This window comes from Caldicellulosiruptor diazotrophicus (assembly GCF_017347585.1).
GTDB classification, from domain to species: Bacteria; Bacillota; Thermoanaerobacteria; order Caldicellulosiruptorales; family Caldicellulosiruptoraceae; genus Caldicellulosiruptor; species Caldicellulosiruptor diazotrophicus.
The window spans coordinates 2,342,562-2,362,327 of record NZ_AP024480.1 but is presented as its reverse complement, the minus strand read 5'-3'; the positions used below and the strand labels follow the sequence as shown (position 1 = coordinate 2,362,327).

10 protein-coding genes and 1 pseudogene are annotated in these 19,766 nt (G+C 36.3%); 10 read left to right on the top strand and 1 reads right to left on the bottom strand.

Translation table 11 applies throughout. The features are described 5' to 3' along the window. The first annotated feature begins 29 nt into the window (after positions 1 to 29). Genes CaldiYA01_RS11150 through CaldiYA01_RS11120 form a run of 7 tightly spaced genes read left to right on the top strand, consistent with a single transcriptional unit; the run spans position 30 to position 11,133 of the window. The gene (locus tag CaldiYA01_RS11150) at positions 30 to 2,885 is read left to right on the top strand and encodes an extracellular solute-binding protein (protein WP_408612157.1); all 2,856 of its coding nucleotides are present in this window, start codon (positions 30 to 32) and stop codon (positions 2,883 to 2,885) included. A 53-nt stretch (positions 2,886 to 2,938) separates the two neighbouring features. Continuing rightward, positions 2,939 to 3,832, top strand: coding sequence for a carbohydrate ABC transporter permease (locus CaldiYA01_RS11145; RefSeq protein ID WP_207179771.1), 894 nt, complete (start codon positions 2,939 to 2,941; stop codon positions 3,830 to 3,832). A 36-nt stretch (positions 3,833 to 3,868) separates the two neighbouring features. Next, positions 3,869 to 4,732, top strand: coding sequence for a carbohydrate ABC transporter permease (locus CaldiYA01_RS11140; protein ID WP_207179769.1), 864 nt, complete (start codon positions 3,869 to 3,871; stop codon positions 4,730 to 4,732). Positions 4,733 to 4,759: 27 nt separating this feature from the next. Further along, a complete protein-coding gene (locus CaldiYA01_RS11135; protein WP_207179767.1) occupies positions 4,760 to 6,910 on the top strand; it encodes a YIP1 family protein in 2,151 nt (716 codons plus the stop codon). Positions 6,911 to 6,937: 27 nt separating this feature from the next. Further along, complete coding sequence (locus CaldiYA01_RS11130; RefSeq protein WP_207179765.1) at positions 6,938 to 9,142, top strand: DUF5696 domain-containing protein; 2,205 nt, start codon at positions 6,938 to 6,940, stop codon at positions 9,140 to 9,142. Positions 9,143 to 9,150: 8 nt separating this feature from the next. Next, entirely contained in the window at positions 9,151 to 10,068 is a 918-nt protein-coding gene (locus tag CaldiYA01_RS11125) for a carbohydrate ABC transporter permease (RefSeq protein WP_207179763.1), read from the top strand. A 45-nt stretch (positions 10,069 to 10,113) separates the two neighbouring features. Then, a complete protein-coding gene (locus tag CaldiYA01_RS11120) occupies positions 10,114 to 11,133 on the top strand; it encodes a carbohydrate ABC transporter permease (protein WP_207179759.1) in 1,020 nt (339 codons plus the stop codon). A 136-nt stretch (positions 11,134 to 11,269) separates the two neighbouring features. Here CaldiYA01_RS11120 and CaldiYA01_RS12350 read toward each other — a convergent pair. Further along, positions 11,270 to 11,760, bottom strand: a pseudogene (locus CaldiYA01_RS12350) (ISNCY family transposase); the annotation flags it as partial. A 167-nt stretch (positions 11,761 to 11,927) separates the two neighbouring features. On the opposite strand from CaldiYA01_RS12350, the gene CaldiYA01_RS11115 reads away from it, so the two are divergent. The 3 genes from CaldiYA01_RS11115 (at position 11,928) to CaldiYA01_RS11105 (ending at position 19,751) form a co-directional block, all read left to right on the top strand. Further along, positions 11,928 to 13,721 (top strand): ABC transporter substrate-binding protein, encoded by a 1,794-nt coding sequence (locus CaldiYA01_RS11115; RefSeq protein ID WP_207179757.1) that lies wholly within the window; start codon positions 11,928 to 11,930, stop codon positions 13,719 to 13,721. A gap of 95 nt (positions 13,722 to 13,816) precedes the next feature. After that, on the top strand, positions 13,817 to 15,601 hold the full coding sequence (locus CaldiYA01_RS11110) for an ABC transporter substrate-binding protein (RefSeq protein ID WP_207179749.1): 1,785 nt from the start codon (positions 13,817 to 13,819) through the stop codon (positions 15,599 to 15,601). Positions 15,602 to 15,701: 100 nt separating this feature from the next. Beyond that, a complete protein-coding gene (locus CaldiYA01_RS11105; protein WP_207179740.1) occupies positions 15,702 to 19,751 on the top strand; it encodes a family 43 glycosylhydrolase in 4,050 nt (1,349 codons plus the stop codon). The last annotated feature ends 15 nt before the right edge of the window (positions 19,752 to 19,766 follow it).

Genomic DNA, 19,766 nt, shown 5'->3' with positions numbered 1-19,766 from the left:
GTATAAATGTATCGAAGGAGATGATAGATTTGTCTGGATTTTTAACAATTCTGAAAAGGATAAAAATTATTGTATATTTACTAATCACATTACTCATGTTACTCTGTAAAGTCTCAGTATTTGCTTCAAGTGAAATACCTACTCTTCAAGATTACCTAAAAAAAGTGGGGAAGAATATTAATAGACCTAAAAAAGAAATTAAAATTGAAGCAATTAATTATACAGGTTCAAATAATGCAAGTGTCAGAAAAGTATTACAATTCTATGGTGAAAAAGATGTGCTTTTGTGGGAAAAAGAAGGTGGATGGTTAGAGTGGACTGTAAATATTCCGGAAGATGGATTTTATAATATGGCTCTTCTCTATTATCCTTTGTCAGGTAAAGGGCTGGGAATAGAATTTAGCGTATTTATTGATGGAAAAATTCCTTATAAAGAAGCCCAAAAAGTTACATTTCCAAGAGTATGGAAGGATACAACAGGAATTAGGAAAGATAAAAAAGGCAATGATTTGAGACCAAAATGTGATGAACACCCGCAATGGCAAAAAATTGATTTTATAGATACTGAGGGTTTCTATAACAAGGCTTTACCGTTCTATTTTACAAAAGGCGAACATAAAATTAGACTTGTTAGTATCAGAGAGCCTGTTGCTTTAAAGCAATTGATTATATATAATGGTGGGGCGTTACCTACTTATAATGAGTACATATCAAAAAATTATGGGAAAAATTCAAAAAATGTGTTTATTAAAATTCAAGGTGAAAAGACATATCTAAAATCTGATCCAATTTTATATCCAACATATGACAGAACTGATCCTGCAACGGAGCCTTATCATGTTTCTAAAATAAGACTTAACACAATAGGTCAGTGGAATTGGCGTTATCCAGGGATGTGGATGAGTTGGATTTTTGAAGTTCCGCAAGAAGGTTATTACAAAATTACAATAAAAGCCAGACAAAATTTTGTCCGAGGCTTGTCTGTTCATAGGAAGTTATATATTGACGGGAAAATTCCTTTCAAAGAAGCTGAAGATATTGAATTTCCATATAGCATAAGTTGGTATATGAAAACAATAGGTAAGAAGAATCAACCATATCTTATATATTTAACAAAAGGTGTTCATGAATTAAAGTTAGAATCAACTTTGGGAGCTTTTTCGGAAATTTTAAGTAGAGTCGAAAGTACAACGATAGACCTTAATAGTTTATACAGAAAGATAATAATGATTACGGGAACGTCACCTGATTTGTATCGTGACTATTTCCTTGAAGAACAGATACCAGGGCTTGTTAGTTCATTAAAAAGACTAAGCAGTGAGCTGGAAGAAGAAGCAGCTATGTTTGAAAGACTTGCAGGGCAAAAAGGTGGGGAAGCTGAGTTTTTAAGAAGGGTTGCGCTTCAGCTGAGAAGTATGGCTGAAGACACTGATACAATACCAGGAAGACTGACAAACTTTAGAGACAATTTAAGTGGATTATCATCGTGGCTTGCATACAGAAGAGATCAGCCCTTAGAGATAGATTATATTTTGATTACATCACCGGAAACAAAATTACCGTCACCAACAGCTTCTATTGGAAGTAAAATTGTAAATTCAATAAAAGCATTTTTGTATTCCTTTGTTGAAGATTATAACAACGTAGGTGAAGTGTATCAGGGTCAAAAGGTTATTAAAGTTTGGGTTGGCGGCGGTCGTGATCAGGCACAGATTATAAGAGATCTAATCAATGATTCTTTTACACCACAGACAGGAATTAAAGTAAATGTTAGCCTTGTTCAAGCAGGACTAGTTGAAGCAATACTTGCAGGAAAAGGTCCAGATGTAGTTTTAACAGTTTCAAGGGCACAACCAGTAAATTTAGCTGCACGTGGTGCACTTGTTGATTTGAGCAAATTTAAAGATTTTAATGAAATTAAAAAAAGGTTTGCTAAAACTGCTTTAGTTCCATATACGTATAATGGCGGTGTATATGGGCTTCCAGTTACTCAGGATTTTTATATGATGTTTTACAGAAAAGACATCTTAAAAGAGCTAAATATTGAATTGCCACAAACATGGGATGATATGTACAAAGTCATAGCAAAGCTTCAGAGATATAATCTTCAGGTTGGTCTTCCGTATCAAAGGATTGACGCTCTTGAAGCAATTGATGCAGGGCTTGGTGCAAGAAATCTCTTTCCTACATTGTTGCTTCAGTTTGGTGGAAACTTTTATGACAAAACAAAAACACGAACACTCTTGGATAGCCCAGAAGCTATAGCCGCATTTAAGACTTGGACAGATTTTTACACAAAGTATAATCTTCCTTTGATATATGACTTTTACAACAGATTCAGAACAGGTGAGATGCCACTTGGAATAGCACCATATACCACGTATAACCTGTTATCGACAGCTGCGCCTGAAATTCGAAATGAGTGGGGAATGGCACCAATACCTGGGGTAAAAAAGCCAAACGGCGAAATTGACCGCTCAACAGGTGGGTCAGGCACAGCATGTATTATATTAAAGAAGAGCCGAAATAAAGAGGCATGCTGGGAGTTTTTGAAATGGTGGACCTCTGACGAAGTTCAAACACAGTTTGGAAAAGAGCTTGAGATGCTGATGGGTACTGCTGCAAGGTACAATACAGCAAATTTGAGAGCTTTTCAAAGACTTCCGTGGAACAAAGAGGAGATAGAAAATTTAGAGACACAGTGGAAATATGTAAAAGAAATAGAGGAAGTTCCAGGAAGCTATTACATTACAAGAAGTATAGACAGTGCATTTTCAGCTGTTGTTTATCAGGGGATAAATCCAAGAGAAAGTATGTGGAAATATACAAAAGAAATAAATGATGAGCTTGAAAGAAAGAGGATAGAGCTTAGTTTGAATAAATAATCGAAAAAACTATTTCAGTGATTTTCATAATTCCATGAAGGGAGATTTTATAAATGAGCTTGATTGAAGATATAAAAAAGAACAAAGCAAGTTATTTAATGATAGCTCCATATGTGTTGTTATTTACAATATTTACATTGATTCCAGTTATAAGCTCTATATTTCTAAGTTTTACAAATTACAATATGCTTCAGCCACCCAAATGGGTTGGATGGTCAAATTACATAAGGCTGTTTCTAAATGACAAAATATTTTTAAAAGTTCTCAGAAATACGTTAATATTTGCATTTTTGACAGGACCGCTTAGCTATTTTATGTCTTTTTTTCTTGCATGGTTTATAAGTGAGTTCAATCCGAAGTTGAGAGCATTTTTAACACTTGTATTTTATTCACCGTCACTTGCTGGAAATGTGTTTTTCATATGGTCGTTTATATTCAGTGGTGATGTTTATGGACTTATAAATGGATGGGCGATGAAACTGGGGATTATAGATGAGCCTATTAACTGGCTTCAGGACCCGAATTACATTTTATGGGTAATTATAATAGTTCAGCTTTGGCTTAGTATGGGTGCTGGATTTTTGGCATTTGTTGCAGGCTTTCAGAATCTTGATAGAGAGCTATTTGAAGCAGGAGCAATTGACGGTATAAAAAACAGATTTCAAGAACTTTGGTACATTACAATCCCGCAGATGGCGCCACAGCTTTTGTTTGGGGCTGTAATGCAAATAGGTGCATCATTTGGTGTTAGCACAGTTGTTATGGCACTTGGGGGGCTGCCGACAAGGGAGTACAGTGCAGACACTGTTGTGACTTATCTTATTGACTATGGGACTGTGAGGTTTGAAATGGGCTATGCATCAGCAATTGCTGTAATCCTCTTTATTGCGATGCTTTTGACTAACAAGGTTATTGCATCGATTTTGAGAAGGTACTCTTATGATTAAATATAGTTGCAAATTTCAAAAAAGTGGGTGAAATCAATGAGCAAAAGAGCAACATTGGTCTGGAGAAAACAAAACAGGAGTTTAGCTGGTAATCTTGTCATATTTGCTATCCTGACGATTTTAGGCGTATTTATGGCATTGCCGCTTGTTTATACGATAGTCAACGCATTCAAGCCATTTGATGAAATCTTTATTTTCCCCCCACGGCTATATGTACGGCGTCCTACACTTGATAACTTTGTCTTACTGTTTCAACTTGCAACGAACATGTGGGTGCCTTTTTCAAGATATGTTTTCAACAGCTTATTTATATGCATTGTTGGCACAGTTGGTCATATTTTCATTGCATCGCTTGCTGCTTATCCGCTTGCCAAGCATCAATTTGCGGCAAAGAGGATTATAAATGAGATAATAGTTCTTGCACTGCTTTTTACACCGCAGGTTACATATATTCCTCTTTATATAATTATGTCTAACTTAAAGCTTATTGATACTTATGGAGCACTGATTTTTCCTGCTTGGCAAATGACTCTGGGGCTATTTCTAATGAGACAGTTCATGACCCAGATTCCTGATGCACTTTTAGAAGCTGCCAAGATTGATGGGGCAAATGAATTGAAAATCTGGTGGCGAATAGTTATGCCCAATGTCAAGCCAGCATGGCTTACTCTAATGATTTTGTCTTTTCAGCAATTATGGAATCAAACAGGCGGTTCGTTTATATTCAGTGAGAGCCTCAAACCATTGCCTACGCTTATGTCCCAGATAGCAGCAGCAGGTATTGCACGTGCTGGAGTTGGAGCAGCAGTTGCATTGGTGCTGATGATACCTCCTATAGTGCTTTTCATAATTTCGCAGAGCAGTGTTATGGAAACCATGGTGAACGCAGGTATAAAATAGGGATTCTTATTAAACAATATGTAAATTATGAAAGCAAAGGTGAGGGCAGTGAAAGTTGAAAAAAAGAGAATAAAAATGACAATAGCACTGATATTACTAATAGGTTTGCTATTTCAGATACTTGGCAGTGCAAAGGTTTATGCATACATAATTGAAGATATGAGAGAGGTTCCATATTACCAATATAACTATGACGTATATCTCCATGAAATCCCAAGCGCAGCTGGGTATTATCCGGTTAAAGTTATAAAGGGAGATGATATTGGGGTTGGAGAATTTAAAAATCCCACAGATGTGTATGTTGATGACAATAACATGATATATATTATGGATAGTGGAAATAAACGTTTGGTAATATGTGATCAGAATTTTAAGCTTAAAAAAGTTATTAACAAGTTTTTTGATACAAATGGAGAAGTACAAATTGCAGAACCAGAAGGAATTTTTGTTGATAAAAATGGTTTGATTTATATATGCGACAAAGGCTCAAAACTGGTTTGGATAATAAATCAGGAAGGAAAAGTAATTAGAACTATCGAAAAGCCTGTTTCTGATTTAAAAGCTGCTCAAAAGGACTTTGTGCCGTTTAAAGTTGTCGTAGACAATGCAGGAGTTATCTATGTACTTTCTTTGGGAAGTTTTGAAGGCGCATATATGTTTGACCAGAATGGGAGTTTTTTAGGATTTTATGGAAGCAACAAAGTTATTGTAACATGGCAGCTTTTAGTCGACAAGTTCTGGAAAAGCATACTCACAAAAGAACAAAAATCGTCTATGGTACGCTATTTACCAACAGAGTGTACTAGTATCGACATAGGTAAAGATGGGTTTATATATACCACTTCTAACCTTACGGATGTTAGCCAGGGCGAGATAAGGAAATTAAATTACTTAGGTGAAAATATACTTTGGTACAAAAAGCAAGGCCAAACACGAGATTTTGGTGACATTCCAAAGTATTATGGGAAGGAACTGGAAGATACATATTTTATAGATATTGATGTTACAAAAGATGGTTTTATAAGTGCACTTGACTATGAGCGAGGAAGGATATTTCAATATGACCAAAACGCAAACTTGCTTTTTATATGCGGCGGGAAAGGAGACCAAGTTGGAACGTTTAGAGACCCAGTTGCTATAGATAGTATTAATAACACTTTACTTGTACTTGATAAACTTAAAGGGTCGATTACAGTTTTTGAAGAAACTTTGTTAGGAAAATTAGTCCACAAGGCAACTTTACTTTACAATGACGGCAAGTATGAGGAGGCAAAACGTTTATGGGAACAGGTTCACAAAATGGATTTTAACTTTGCACTTGCACAGGTTGGATTGGGAAAGGCTCTTCTGAGGATGAACAAGTTTGAAGATGCAATGTATTATTTTAGACTTGCAAATGACAAAGATGGTTATTCTGAAGCAAAAGAAAATTTAAGAAATGACTTTTTGAAAAAAAACTTTGGTGTCCTTGCAACGCTATTTATAATTCTTATCATAGCAATATATGTAGCATTCAAAAAATTTAGGAAACCTATTACAGCCGAAGAAATATTGACAAAGAAAATTAGCAAGTACAAATACCCAATACATACGATGCTGCATCCTTTCAGAGGATTTGAAGAATTAAAAGAAGAAAGGAAAGGTTCAATAGGGCTTTCATTGCTAATAGTATTTTTCTTCTTTCTTGTAGCTGTGATAAATAGGCAATATACCGGGTTTATATTCAACCCGTACAGACAAGACAAAATTAACATAATATCGCTGTTTTCAAGTACAGTTGGAATATTCTTCTTCTGGGTACTTTCAAACTGGATGGTAACAACCCTAATGGAAGGCGAGGGGAAGTTCGAAGAAGTATGGATATTCTCAGCATATTCATTAGTGCCTTACATTATATGCACAATAATTGCTGTGATTATGAGCCAGTTTATGATAGCTGATGAAGCAATGTTCATAAACTTCGTGAAGATGCTCGGCACGCTGTGGACAGCTGTGTGTTTATTTAATGCGACAAAAGCAGTTCATCAGTTTTCAGCTGGTAAAACAGTAGGTGCTATGATTACTAGTGCCATCGGTGTTGGAATTATATTATTCATAATAGTCCTAATGTTAACACTTTTTGGTCAGCTTATCGACTTTATAGTAAATATTTACAGCGAAATGTTGCTCAGAATGTAGTCTTGCATTCAAAGGAGGCAATTTAAATTGATTATCAAAAAAATCAGTAGAAAAGTGGTTTTAGCAATTTTGGCTTTAAGTTTAATATTAAGTCAGGTAATAATTAGTGTACCAAGTTATGGTGATGGTATTTCGTATACAAAGATTGCTGAAAACCAGAGATTTGTTTTGTATGTAAGCCCAAAGTACGGATACATCAAAGTGTTTGACAAACTAACAAAAACAACCTGGTTTAGCAACCCGGAAAACTGGCGAGACGATCCAATTGCAGCAGGAAGCATGAGGACACAGCTTGCATCGCAGCTTGTTATAAAGTATGCGTATATGGAATCATACTCAACACAAACAGCTAACAGTTATGCAGGCTCGGCAATGAAAAAAGGCTTGAAAGTTCAAAGAATAAAAAATGGATACATAGTAAAATACTGGTTCAAAAAAGAAGGATTTGAGATACCAATTGCAGTTACTCTTAATGATGATTATTTAAATGTTGACATTCTTGTTAACCAGATTAGGGAGACAAAAACTGAGAAGTATAGACTTGTTTCCATACAACTTCTGCCGTTTTTTGCGGCAGGGAGCACAAGCGACAAGGGTTATATAGTTGTCCCTGATGGCTGCGGTGCTGTTATAAGCTTTAATAACAAAAAAGGAAATGAAGAATATACACAGAGGATATATGGTCCTGACTATGCAATGGTGCGTGAACCCAATGTATATGTAACACAATATGCAAGACTTCCTGTGTTTGGTATTAAAAAGAATGATGAAGGGATTTTGGCTATTGCGACCAAAGGTGATTCAAAAGCAATTGTGAATGCATACACAAGCGGTTCACGAAACAGTTACAATCAGGCGTATTTTGAGTTTATTGTTAGAGAACAGGATAGCATAACCTTCAGAGAAAAACAATGGAACGAAGAGACGTTTAATGTTTTTGAAGATAAAATTCCGTCACAAGACAAATACTCGGTAAGATACTACTTCTTAGAAAAAGGCAAATCTGATTACTTAGCAATGGCTGAGAAATACAGAGAGTATTTAATAAAAGAAAAGGGATTGAAGAAAACAAAACAAGATAAAGCACCTGTGTATTTAGAACTCTACGGAGCTGTTAAGAAAGTAAAGTATATTGTTGGTCTGCCAAGGAATGTAACATTGCCACTAACAACGTTTAAAGATGCTCAAGAAATTGTTAAAAATGTAAAAAAACTGGGCATAAATGATATTGTAATAAAGTTTACTGGCTGGTACAGAAATGGAGTATACTATGACATGCCACTTTCTGTAAGACCTGAAAGTGTCCTTGGTGGCAAAAGAGAACTTGACAGAATGCTAGATTACTTTAAACGAAATGGTATTAGAACATATCTTGATGTTGACTTTGTAACATTTAGGAAAGGATCTCTGTTCTATCCGGTAAATGTTGTTTCAACGAAATCGATGAAAAAAACACCTGCAAAACTAATAAGATACTCTCCGGCGACGTGTTATGCCGATGATGACTATCCGGTAATGTTTGCTGCATCACCTGTTTATGTAAGCAGGTTTGTTGACAAGTTTTTAAAAGCTAATTTGAGCTATGTAAACTCCTTGTCAGTTTCATCACTGTCAAAAATGCTTTATTCAGACTTTGGAGCTAGAGAAATTAATAGGTTGAAAACGCAGGAGATATTTAAAAAGACTTTAAAAGATCTCATGAAAAAGCATTCTAATATTTTACTTACAGAACCCAATATGTACTTAGTTGCAAATAGTACAGAGATTGTAGACGTACCAATACAGAGCAGCAAGTTTGCGATAGAAGACTATGAGATACCATTCTATCAAATGGTATTGCGTGGTTATATTCCTTACAGCACACCATCGATAAATGACTATACAGCTGACTGGTACTGGAAGCTGAAGGTGCTTGAGACAGGCTCGTATATAAAATTTACATGGACTGCACGAAATGAAGATGAATTAAAAGAAACGCTATGTGACTATTTATACTCATCAAACTATAAACTCTGGCTAAACGACCTGAAAAAGGTTTATAAAGAAATATATCCGATGTTGAATCAGATAAAGGGTAAAAAATTTGTATCACATACACTCATCAAAAATGGCGTCGTGAAGGTTGAGTATGAGGGAGGAACACAGATACTGATCAACTACACTCCAATAGACCAAAATGCAGACGGTATTTTGGTCAAAGCTAGGAGTTTTAAAGTAATTAACAAGAGGTGAAAACTAAAATGGCAAGAGTTGACTTAAAAAACCTTCTGGGTAAAAAGAAGTTTACTCTGAGACAAAGAGAAGCAATGTATGGTAGGCTATTCATTCTTCCATGGCTAATTGGTCTTGTAGTTTTCTTTATAATACCATTTATAAATTCGGTCTACTACACTTTTCACAAGCTAAGCTTTGGGGACAATGGCCTTGAGTTTACGTATATTGGTTTGGAAAATTACATCTATGCGTTTACCAAAGACCCAGATTATGTAAAGAGGCTTACTTCATCAATTACAAATATGTTATATGAAGTTCCAATTGTTATAGTATTTAGCATATTTGTTGCGTATTTGCTAAAAGATGAGTTCAGAGGGAGGACATATGCTAGAACAATATTTTTCTTCCCGGTTATTATAGCATCGGGCGTTGTGATCACAGTTTTAAAAGAAAATGTACTTGGTAGCGGTTCGAGTATGGTTGCATCGGCCACAACTATTTTCAGAGCTGAAAATTTAAGAGCTGTGATGATAAATGCAGGTATTCCAAGATGGTTCAGCATGTATGTTGTTGATATAGTCAACAAGATATTTGACCTTACCTGGAGATCAGGTGTTCAGATACTTTTGATACTTGCTGCGCTTCACAATATTCCAAAAAGCTTCTATGAAGTTGCAATAATTGAAGGGGCAACAGAGTGGGAAAAGTTCTGGAAGATAACTTTTCCCATGATATCACCAACAGTGTATGTGGCAATAATATATTCAATAATTGACTACTTTACTGACTATGGCAATCAGGTTATGAGAATGGTGGTCACACAGGCCAACAATGGAAGGTTCGAATATAGCAGCACTCTTGCAATAGTATACTTTGTGGTCGTGATGATAATCATTTTAATTGTGAACAGAATTATAGGTAGGCGTGTGGTTTATTTGAGCTAAAAAATGATTGTTCATAACTAATTTTTCAAAGTGAGGCGGATAACAATGAAAAATGTAAAGTCATTGAAGCTAACTCAGATAAGCAAAGGTATAAGGATAGATGAGGTTACAAAGTCAGTTGCAAAGAAAAATTTACTAAAAGTTTTAAAAAATTTGTTCCTATACACATTCATAGTTTGCATGAGCTATATTCTACTCTATCCTGTGTTATTTCTAATAAGTAACGCATTCAGAGCTAAGGAAGATCTGTTTGATCCGAGTGTTATCTGGATACCGAAGCATATCACACTTGCGAATTTTGAGTATGCTAATTTGCTTTTGTCATATCCGACAGCAATAAAGAATACACTCATAATGCTTATACCATCGGTTATAATACAAACCTTTATATGCATGATGGTAGGCTATGGATTTGCAAGGTTCAGATTTCCTGAAAGAGAGGTTCTTTTTGGGATACTGTTATTTACAATCATAGTACCAATTCAAACGATAATCGTACCTCTGTATGTCAAGTTCAGGTATTTTGATTTTCTCCACATAGGAAAGCTGATAGGATTGTTTACCGGAAAACCGCTGACAATTAACCTTTTAGATACACCTTGGCCGTTTTATATACTAAACCTTTTTGGTATGGGCATAAGATCAAGCTTGTATATATTTGTATTCAGACAATTTTTTAGAAACATGCCAACAGAGCTTGAAGAGGCAGCCAAAATAGATGGTTGTGGACCATTTTCAACATTTATCAGAATAATGGTTCCTAATGCAACAGGTGCGATTATTACTGTAATGCTATTCACAATTGTGTGGCATTGGAATGATTATTACGTCTCTGCAATGTTTAACAATGAAAATCTTCCGGTCTCTGTGATGTTAACAGTTTTGAACACACGCATGAGCATGCTTCAGGCAGCTCAGGGATTTTCGTCAGATGATATATACCTTTTGGGTTCAACTGTGCTTGAAGCAGGGTGTTTGATGGTAATGCTGCCTTTGATAATTATGTATATCATTGGTCAGAGATATTTCACCGAAAGTATTGAGCGAACAGGTATTGTGGGTTAAAGACGGCAATAACCTTCCGTTGATATCGAAAAACGGGAGGTTGCGATACTAAAATAATAAATCAATAACATTTTGCAAAATGGGTGGTGAGTGATGGCTATAAGAGGTTAAATAGAAATTAAATACAAGATTAAAAGAATTGAGGGTTATTTTCACGGACTTTGGGTTCAAGGCTAGTAGTATCTAAGATAAGAGTAGAAGTAGCATCTGGGCAATGCTCATAAGCAATGTTATGAGCATGATGTGCGAGATTATTGAATAATTTTTCGATCTCAAGAACGAAAATTTTTCCGAATCGAAATAAAGTAGATATAGAAGTCCTTTATTAAGGTTACAGAAAGTGCGAAGTTCGTAGGATTTGAATAATACAGCAGGAATCTGAGTTAGTATGTTGAGTTTAAGGATTTTTTGGATGAAGAGAGCACAAAGTAAGGACTCTAAAGAGAAAGATTTATGTTTACCCAAGAATTTATAGTATGCATTGTAGAAAGATTCAGGGATAAAATCGGAGAGATTGATAAATTTTTCGAACAAGCCCAAAAGGCTTTCAGGCTGATTAAGAACCGAAGCCTTTATATGGGAATAGAGATCTAAGAAAGAGAGGTGTGTAGGTTTGTTTTTGAACAATTTAGACCCCTCCTCATAGTAGTAAAATTGTTTTATATACACATATTTTACTACAACTATGATGGGAGACCAGACTTTTTTGATTTAATTCAAGTGCTTGATAACGCTCATATTCAGCGTTTCTGCAAATGGCTAAAATAATAAATCAAAAAAGGAGGTAAAAAGGAATGAAAACACGAAAATTTTCAAACAAAGTTCTTGCGATTTTAGTGACTTTTTCACTGATATTGTCGCTATTTGTAGTCACAAGCAAGGAAATCCAAAAAGTAGAGGCATCAACCAAACTAGGTGATATTCTGTTCCTGAGACCTGATTTTTCTGAAAACAATTTAAAAGGAACAGATCGTGGAAGCAAAGTTATGGCGTTAGCGGTTAAGGAATATCAAGAAAAGTATGGTGGAAAGGTAAAATTTGTATTTGCGGATTACAACGGATGGAGAACAAAGCTGTTAGCAATGGCAGCAGCAGGTACTCCAGTTGATGTTATTTCTGTGTGGGAGACTGACATACCATCGTTTTACACACGTGGCTTGATTCAAGCAGTTGACAATTATGTCAATTTAAAAGCACAATATTTTGATAAGAATGCTATGGAGAACTTTAAATACAAAGGCAGGCACTATGCAGTTGTCGGCAAAGGAGCAAGTGTTCCATGGGGTGTTATATATAACAAAGATCTTATGCTTGAAGAAGGAATTGATGAAAGTGAAATGCCATATGAACTTTTCAAACGCGGCAGATGGAACTGGGATACATTTGAGAAACTTGCAAAGAAGCTAACTGCAGATACTAATAAAGATGGCAAAATTGACAGGTATGGTGTAACATTCTGGAATGGCATGGTATTGGCGTATTTTAATGGAACACCTTTTGTTGGGATAGATAAAAACGGAAATGTAAAATTGAATTTTGACAGTGCAGCACTCCAAAGAGCACTCAACTTCTATAGGAAGGGCGTTAAGGAAGGTTGGTTGACAACAGACTGGAACATTGTTTCATCCGGTATGAAAAAGAGACAAACAGCAATGTTGGTAGGACCTTACTATAAGTTTGACCAGGATAGAAGAGACTGTGATGACGAGATATTGTTTGCACCCCAGCCATTTGGACCAGATAACAAAAACAAATATTATCACTTTGTTTTGGGTATAGCATGGGCAATAGGAAAAGGATGTAAGAATCCAGCTGGTGCAGGGAAATTCATTGAACTAATGCACGAAGCAGACCAAAAAGTTCCTCAAGACCCCGCACCGCCGCTACCGAAAGAGGTAACAGAAGCTGTCAATGTAATGTCTAAAAAACCCTTCTACTTCTATGCAGCAGATTCATACCTGCTGACTGTAATTCCAAGGTGGCAAATATTAGGTGCTATCGAAAGTTCTGATTCTGTTGCAGCAGGTTTGGCAAGCTTAAGACCGAGAGCTGAAAAGGCTATTAAGGAGACTTTCTATGGAACTGGTACAAAACCTGTAATTCGCGAATTCAAGCCGTTTGCAATTAATTTCGAAAGTGGAAAGTTGGATATAATCAAAGTATATGATCCAAACAAGAAGTCAGTTAAACTTACAGTTGTGTCTGGCAAAGAGGCTATTAAAGGCAAATCACTTAAAGTGATATGGGATGCATCTAAAGATGGTAGTGAAGTATATGTAATAACAAATCCGGACAAGATAAAAGTCTATGGCTGGCACGACTACAAGATAAGCTTTGACGTTAAAGTTATGAAGAACGTAAAACCGGACAGTACAAAAGTTGTATGTTCAATACTCAGTGAACCTAAGGTGGGTGCAACATCTTACGGTAGTGTATCAAAGAATATTGATAGAGGGCAGGTTGTATACAAAGTAGAAGGCAATATTACAAATATTCAGGACAACTCAGACAAGATGTGCCTAAGGATTGGTATCCAAAACGGTGGAGACTTTATAATCGACAACATAAAAGTTGAAGAGCTAAAGTAAGATCAAAATTGATATGGAGGCAACGAGGGCATGCTCTTTGAGTATGCCCTGGGGTAAAAAAATATTCTAAAGTGAAAGGGGGAAAGTTTAAGATTATGCAAAAGAGTTTCAAAAAAGTCATTGCTTTCATGGTGATTGTTGGGTTTGTTATTTCATTATTTGCTGTGGTTGGTGAGCTACCACAGAAGGCAGAAGCGTCTGCAAAATATGGTAACATTTCATTCTTAAGACCTGGTTATTCAAAGGAAAGCTTGAAGAGTAAGGACTTGTTTGACAAAGCAGTTGCCAGAGCAATCAATGCATACGAGAAAAACTTCGGCGGTAAAGTAAACATCGTGTATTCAGACTGGGTCAACTGGAATACAAAGATCATAGCACGAATGGCAGCAGGCGATCCTATTGATGTCATCTTTGGAAGTGACGGTACCTTCCCAAGATACTATCTGCAGGGTATTGTTCAGCCGATTGACAACTATGTTGATCTCAAAGCGCCATATCTTAACAAAACAGCTATGGACCTTATCTTTAAGTACAACGGCAAATACTATCTTGCAAGCCAGAAGGGTTCAAATGTGCCAATACTCTGCATATACAACAAGGACCTCTTGTTAGAGGAAGGAATCGACGAAGATGAAATGCCGCTTTCACTTTATAAAGCAGGAAAGTGGAACTGGGATACATTCGAAAAACTTGCTAAGAAACTTGCAGCTGATACAAACAAAGACGGTAAGATTGACAGATACGGTGTAAACCTCTGGTCTCCGACATATCTTGTATATGCAAACGGAACTTCCTTTGTAACAATTGACAAGAACGGAAAAGGAAAACTGAACTTTGACGACCCTGCACTTCAGAGAGCACTCAACTTCTACAAGAAGGGTAAAAAAGAAGGCTGGCTTATGGATGATTGGGATATTACAGTGTCCGGTTTGAAAAAGAGACAGACAGCAATGCTTATTGCACCACTTTACAAGTATGACCAGGACAAGAAAGAAGTTGAGGATGAATTGGAGGCAGCACCACTACCACTTGGACCAGACAACAAGAAGAAGGTATATATATTCCACGCAGATGGTTATGGTATCAGCAAGGGTGCAAAGAATCCGCGTGGCGCAGGTAAGTTCATTAACCTCATACTTGAGAATGTGCAGAAGTATCATGACGATGTGAATATGTCAAAGAGATCAAAGTTCATATTTGACATTGTTAGCGATATGGCTAAAAAGCCATTCTATCCATCCTCACCTGACTCACTAATTGGAATGCCATGGTGGGAGCTGTTTGGACCAGTTAACAGCCAGGATTCTGTTGCATCAGCTCTTGCAAGCTTGAAACCACAGGCTGAAAAGAACGTAAGAGAGGCATCTACGGGCACTGCAACAAAGATTGTGTACAGGCCATTCAAGCCATTTACAATTAACTTTGACGATGGAAAGATAGACACGTTCAAGTCACTTGATCCTAACAAGAAAACTGTTAAGCTTTCAATTGCAACAGGCAAAGAAGCTATAAAGGGTAAGTCATTAAAAGTTACATGGGACAAGGCTAAAGATGGTGCCGAAATCTATGTAGTAACAGTACCTGAGAAGGTCAAGATATATGGCTGGCACGATTATAAAGTAAGTTTCGAAGTTAAAGTTTTGAAAGCACCCAAGGCAGGCAAGACCACAATAGTTTGTTCAATATTGAGTGAGCCAAAGCCAGGTGCAACATCGTATGGTAGCATTTCTACAGCTATTGACAAAGCTCAGACAGTATATAAAGTAGAAGGTAACATAACAAATATTCCAGACAACTCAGATAAAATGTCCTTGCGAATTGGAATACAAGAGGGCGTCGACTTTGTAATTGACAATATTAAAGTTGAAGAACTTGAATAAGAATAGTCTTTTTGTAGGGCATGCTCCAAGATTATTGGGGCATGCCTCAATAATTAATTTTTTATTTTTAAATAGATTAACAAAGAGGGTATTGAGAAACATGCTAAAAAGGCCAATTAGATATAATGTAAGAAAATCAATGATAATTATTCTTTTTGTAATATTTGCTACATTTGCATATCCATATATAAGACCAGCTGACAAAGTTAACTGCTTTAGTAATCAACAAGGAGGATTCAAATTGCAAAAAGAAAATATTACAATTTCCTCTAACCCAATAATCTTAGCCGATATTCCTGACCCTGATATCATCAGAGTGGGAAATGATTACTACATGGTTAGTACAACTATGCATATGACTCCAGGAGTGCCAATAATGCACTCAACAGACCTTGTTAATTGGAGAATAATAGGCTATATTTATGACAGATTAGAAGACAATGATGCACATAATTTAAAAAAAGGGATGAATATTTATGGCAAAGGACAATGGGCTCCGTGTATTCGCTACTATAAAGGAAAGTTTTATGTTTTATTTGGAGCATTAGATACTGGCAAGACATATCTCTTTAATTCAAAAAATATTACAGGTCCTTGGGAAAGAGTTGAATTTAACGAATATTTACATGACCCTTCTCTTTTGTTTGATGATAACGGCAAAGCCTACATAATCTATGGTGGCTCGGAGATAAGAGTTAAGGAACTCACGCCTGATTTGAAAGCAATCAACCCTAAGGGAATAAACAAGGTTATAATAAAATCAAAAATAGATGGGTTGGAAGAAGGGTCACATGCATATAAGATAAATGGCAAATATTACATAACAACAATTCGATGGAAAAAGGGTGGAATAAGAGAAGAGTGTGTATACAGAGCCGACAAGATTGATGGTCCATACGAAGGAAGAGTTGTACTTAGTGATACTTTAGGTTATAAGAACAACGGAGTTGCCCAGGGTGGATTAATTGATACACCGGACGGAAAATGGTACGCAATGCTATTTCAAGACCATGATGCAGTTGGGCGTGTTCCTGTTCTTGTACCTGTAAAGTGGGAAAATGGATGGCCAGTATTTGGCGATGAAAAAGGGAAAGTACCACTTAAATTTGTAAAGCCAGGGCAGAGTAGCTTTGAGACAGAAGTAGTAAAAAGCGATGAATTTTATCAAGAAAAAGTTGAATCTAATCCAAGAAAATTTGAGGTTATCAGAAATGCGGAGATAACAAAGGATGTTGAATTAGTCATTAATAATAATTTTGCCAAAGGCACAATAGGATGGAAAGGAAGAGAAGGAGCAAAGCTTGAGGTTGTAAGGGAAGGCAGCAAGAATATAATCCAGGTGTATAATAGAACTGGTCCCAGGTCTGGCATTCAACAGAATTTAACAGGTAGAGTAGAAAAAGGGAAAAAGTATAAAGCAGTGTTTAGAGTCAAATATGTTAAAGGTCCTGATACAAAGGAGTTCATTTTAACTGCGAAGATAACCTCAAACGGTAAGGAAAGCTACCAGGAGCTTATAAAGGGTTTTGCAAATAGAAATAAATGGACATCTATATCTGGAACATTTACAATTGATCAAGATATAGAAACCGTTTACTTATTTATACAAACTCCTGTAACTGAAAAACCAGATAAAAATAAGGATTTGATAGATTACTACGTAGAATATGTTTCGGTAAAAGAGGTTTTGGCTGCACAAAAAGAATCAGAAGATGTAGCACCAAATGGTTCTGTATTGGATTTGACATGGCAGTGGAACCATAACCCAGACAATTCTAAGTGGTCTTTATTAGAAAGAAAAGGTTTTCTTAGATTAAAAACATGCAATGTAGTAAGTGATATACAACAAGCACGAAATACACTTACTCAGCGAACTCTTGGACCAAAATGTTCTGGATGGATATTGATGGATGTAAGAAATATGAAAGATGGTGATTATGCTGGACTTGCTGCTTTTCAAAAAGAGTATGGCTTTATTGGCGTAAAAAAACAAGGTGAAGAATTTTATATTGTAATGGTCGAAAAAGGCAAAGAAGTAGAATACACAAAACTTCAACAGTTAATGGTTTATTTAAAAATAGATTTTGACTTTGAAATAGATAAAGCGTATTTTTATTACAGTTACAATGGAATAAATTGGATAAAATTTGGTTCAGATTTAACGATGCGCTATACTATCCCACACTTTATAGGCTATAGGTTTGCAATATTCAATTTTGCTACTAAACAAACTGGCGGTTATGTAGATATCGATTTCTTTAAATTTTCAAGCAAGCTCACAGGGGAAAAAACTGAAGAGGATTTGAAAGCCTATCTTAAGGAAGATATCATTGAACTTAGTAATGACATCGATAAAAACTATGAATTAACAGTTTCGCTAAATAGCTTACCAAAGGGCAAGAAAGCTACACAAATCAATATACTTCTGAAATTTCCTTGGGAGCTTGATGTTCTTGAGGCTCTTGTTGCTGATAAGCGGATTAAAAATGCAGTTGTTTTAGTTGAGAAGAAAGGTAGTGATCAAGCATTAATAAATATTAAGAATATTGATACTGAGGCATTAGACAATGACAATAGATGGATAGATTTAGTTAATATTAAATTAAAGCAAAGAGAGAAATTAACAGAATCTTTTTGTGATGAGATTAGAATTCAATCATTAACTGTAAATTGTGAAAAAGAAAAGATCAACTATAGGAGTGAAAGTGCAGTGACGAAAGTAAAATTTGTAGCACCGAAAAACCCTATTGGGAAAATTCCCACAAATGCAAATCCGTTAATAGCTCACAAGTTTGGCGCTGACCCTGCAGTTTTAGTCTATAAAGACAGGGTTTACATATATCTTACTAATGATATTTTAGAGTATGATGATAATGGCAACATTAAGGATAACACATATAGTAAAATAAACAAAATTACCATAATCTCTTCGGATGACCTTGTTAATTGGACAGACCATGGAGAGATTGAAGTAGCCGGTCCAAACGGTATTGCTAAATGGGCAACTCAATCGTGGGCACCGAGCATAGCTTACAAGAAGACAAATGGAAAAGATAAGTTTTTCCTTTATTTTGCTAATAATGCAAGTGGTATAGGAGTTTTAACATCAGACACTCCAGTAGGTCCTTGGGTGGATCCTATCGGAAGGCCTTTGATTTCAAGGTCAACACCAGGTGTTGAAGGGGTTGTATGGCTGTTTGATCCTGCAGTCTTTGTAGATGATGATGGCAAGGCATATATTTATTTTGGTGGAGGAGTTCCACAGGGCCAGGATGCTATGCCAAACACTGCACGTGTTATGCAGCTTGGCAGTGACATGATAAGCGTTGTTGGTAGTGCTGTTACTATTCCGGCACCCTTCATGTTTGAAGACTCTGGGATAAACAAGATTGGCAATACCTATTACTATTCCTACTGTACAAACTTCTACAGCGGAGCAAGACCGCAAGGCAGTCCGCCTGCTGGTGTAATTGCATACATGACAAGCAAAAGTCCAATGGGACCGTGGGAATACAAGGGGGTTATACTTAAAAATCCTGGCAACTTCTTTGGGGTTGGTGGAAATAACCATCACCAGTTGTTTGAATTTAATGGCAAGTGGTATATAGCATACCATGCACAGACCCTCGCAAAGGATATGGGGGTTGCGAAAGGTTACAGGTCACCGCATATAAACCAGGTGGAAATTGAAAACGGTAAAATAAAAGAAGTAATTGCCGACTACAGAGGAATAGCTCAGGTGAAAAATTTTGACCCATACAGAATGGTTGAGGCAGAGACATTTGCATGGTGTGCAGGAATTTCGACAAAGAAAGCAAATGGGAGCAATAGTATGTGTTTAACAGATATAGACAGTGGAGATTGGATTGCGCTTTCTAAGGTTGACTTTGGAAATGTAGGTCCGCAGAAATTTGAGGCGATGGTTTCTAACATCAACGGGAAAGGCTATATAGAAATCAAGATAGACTCGGTTGATGGCAGAACAATTGCAGTTGCAGAGGTTTTGCCACAAAATAGTTCTACTTCGCAGTGGGTCAAAATAGAAGCAAAGGTTGAAAATGTAACAGGTGTACATGATTTGTATTTTGTGTTCAAAGGAGAAAAAGAAAGCAACTTGTTTGATATGGATTGCTGGAGATTTGTAAAGTAAAAGGAGGCCGAGAAG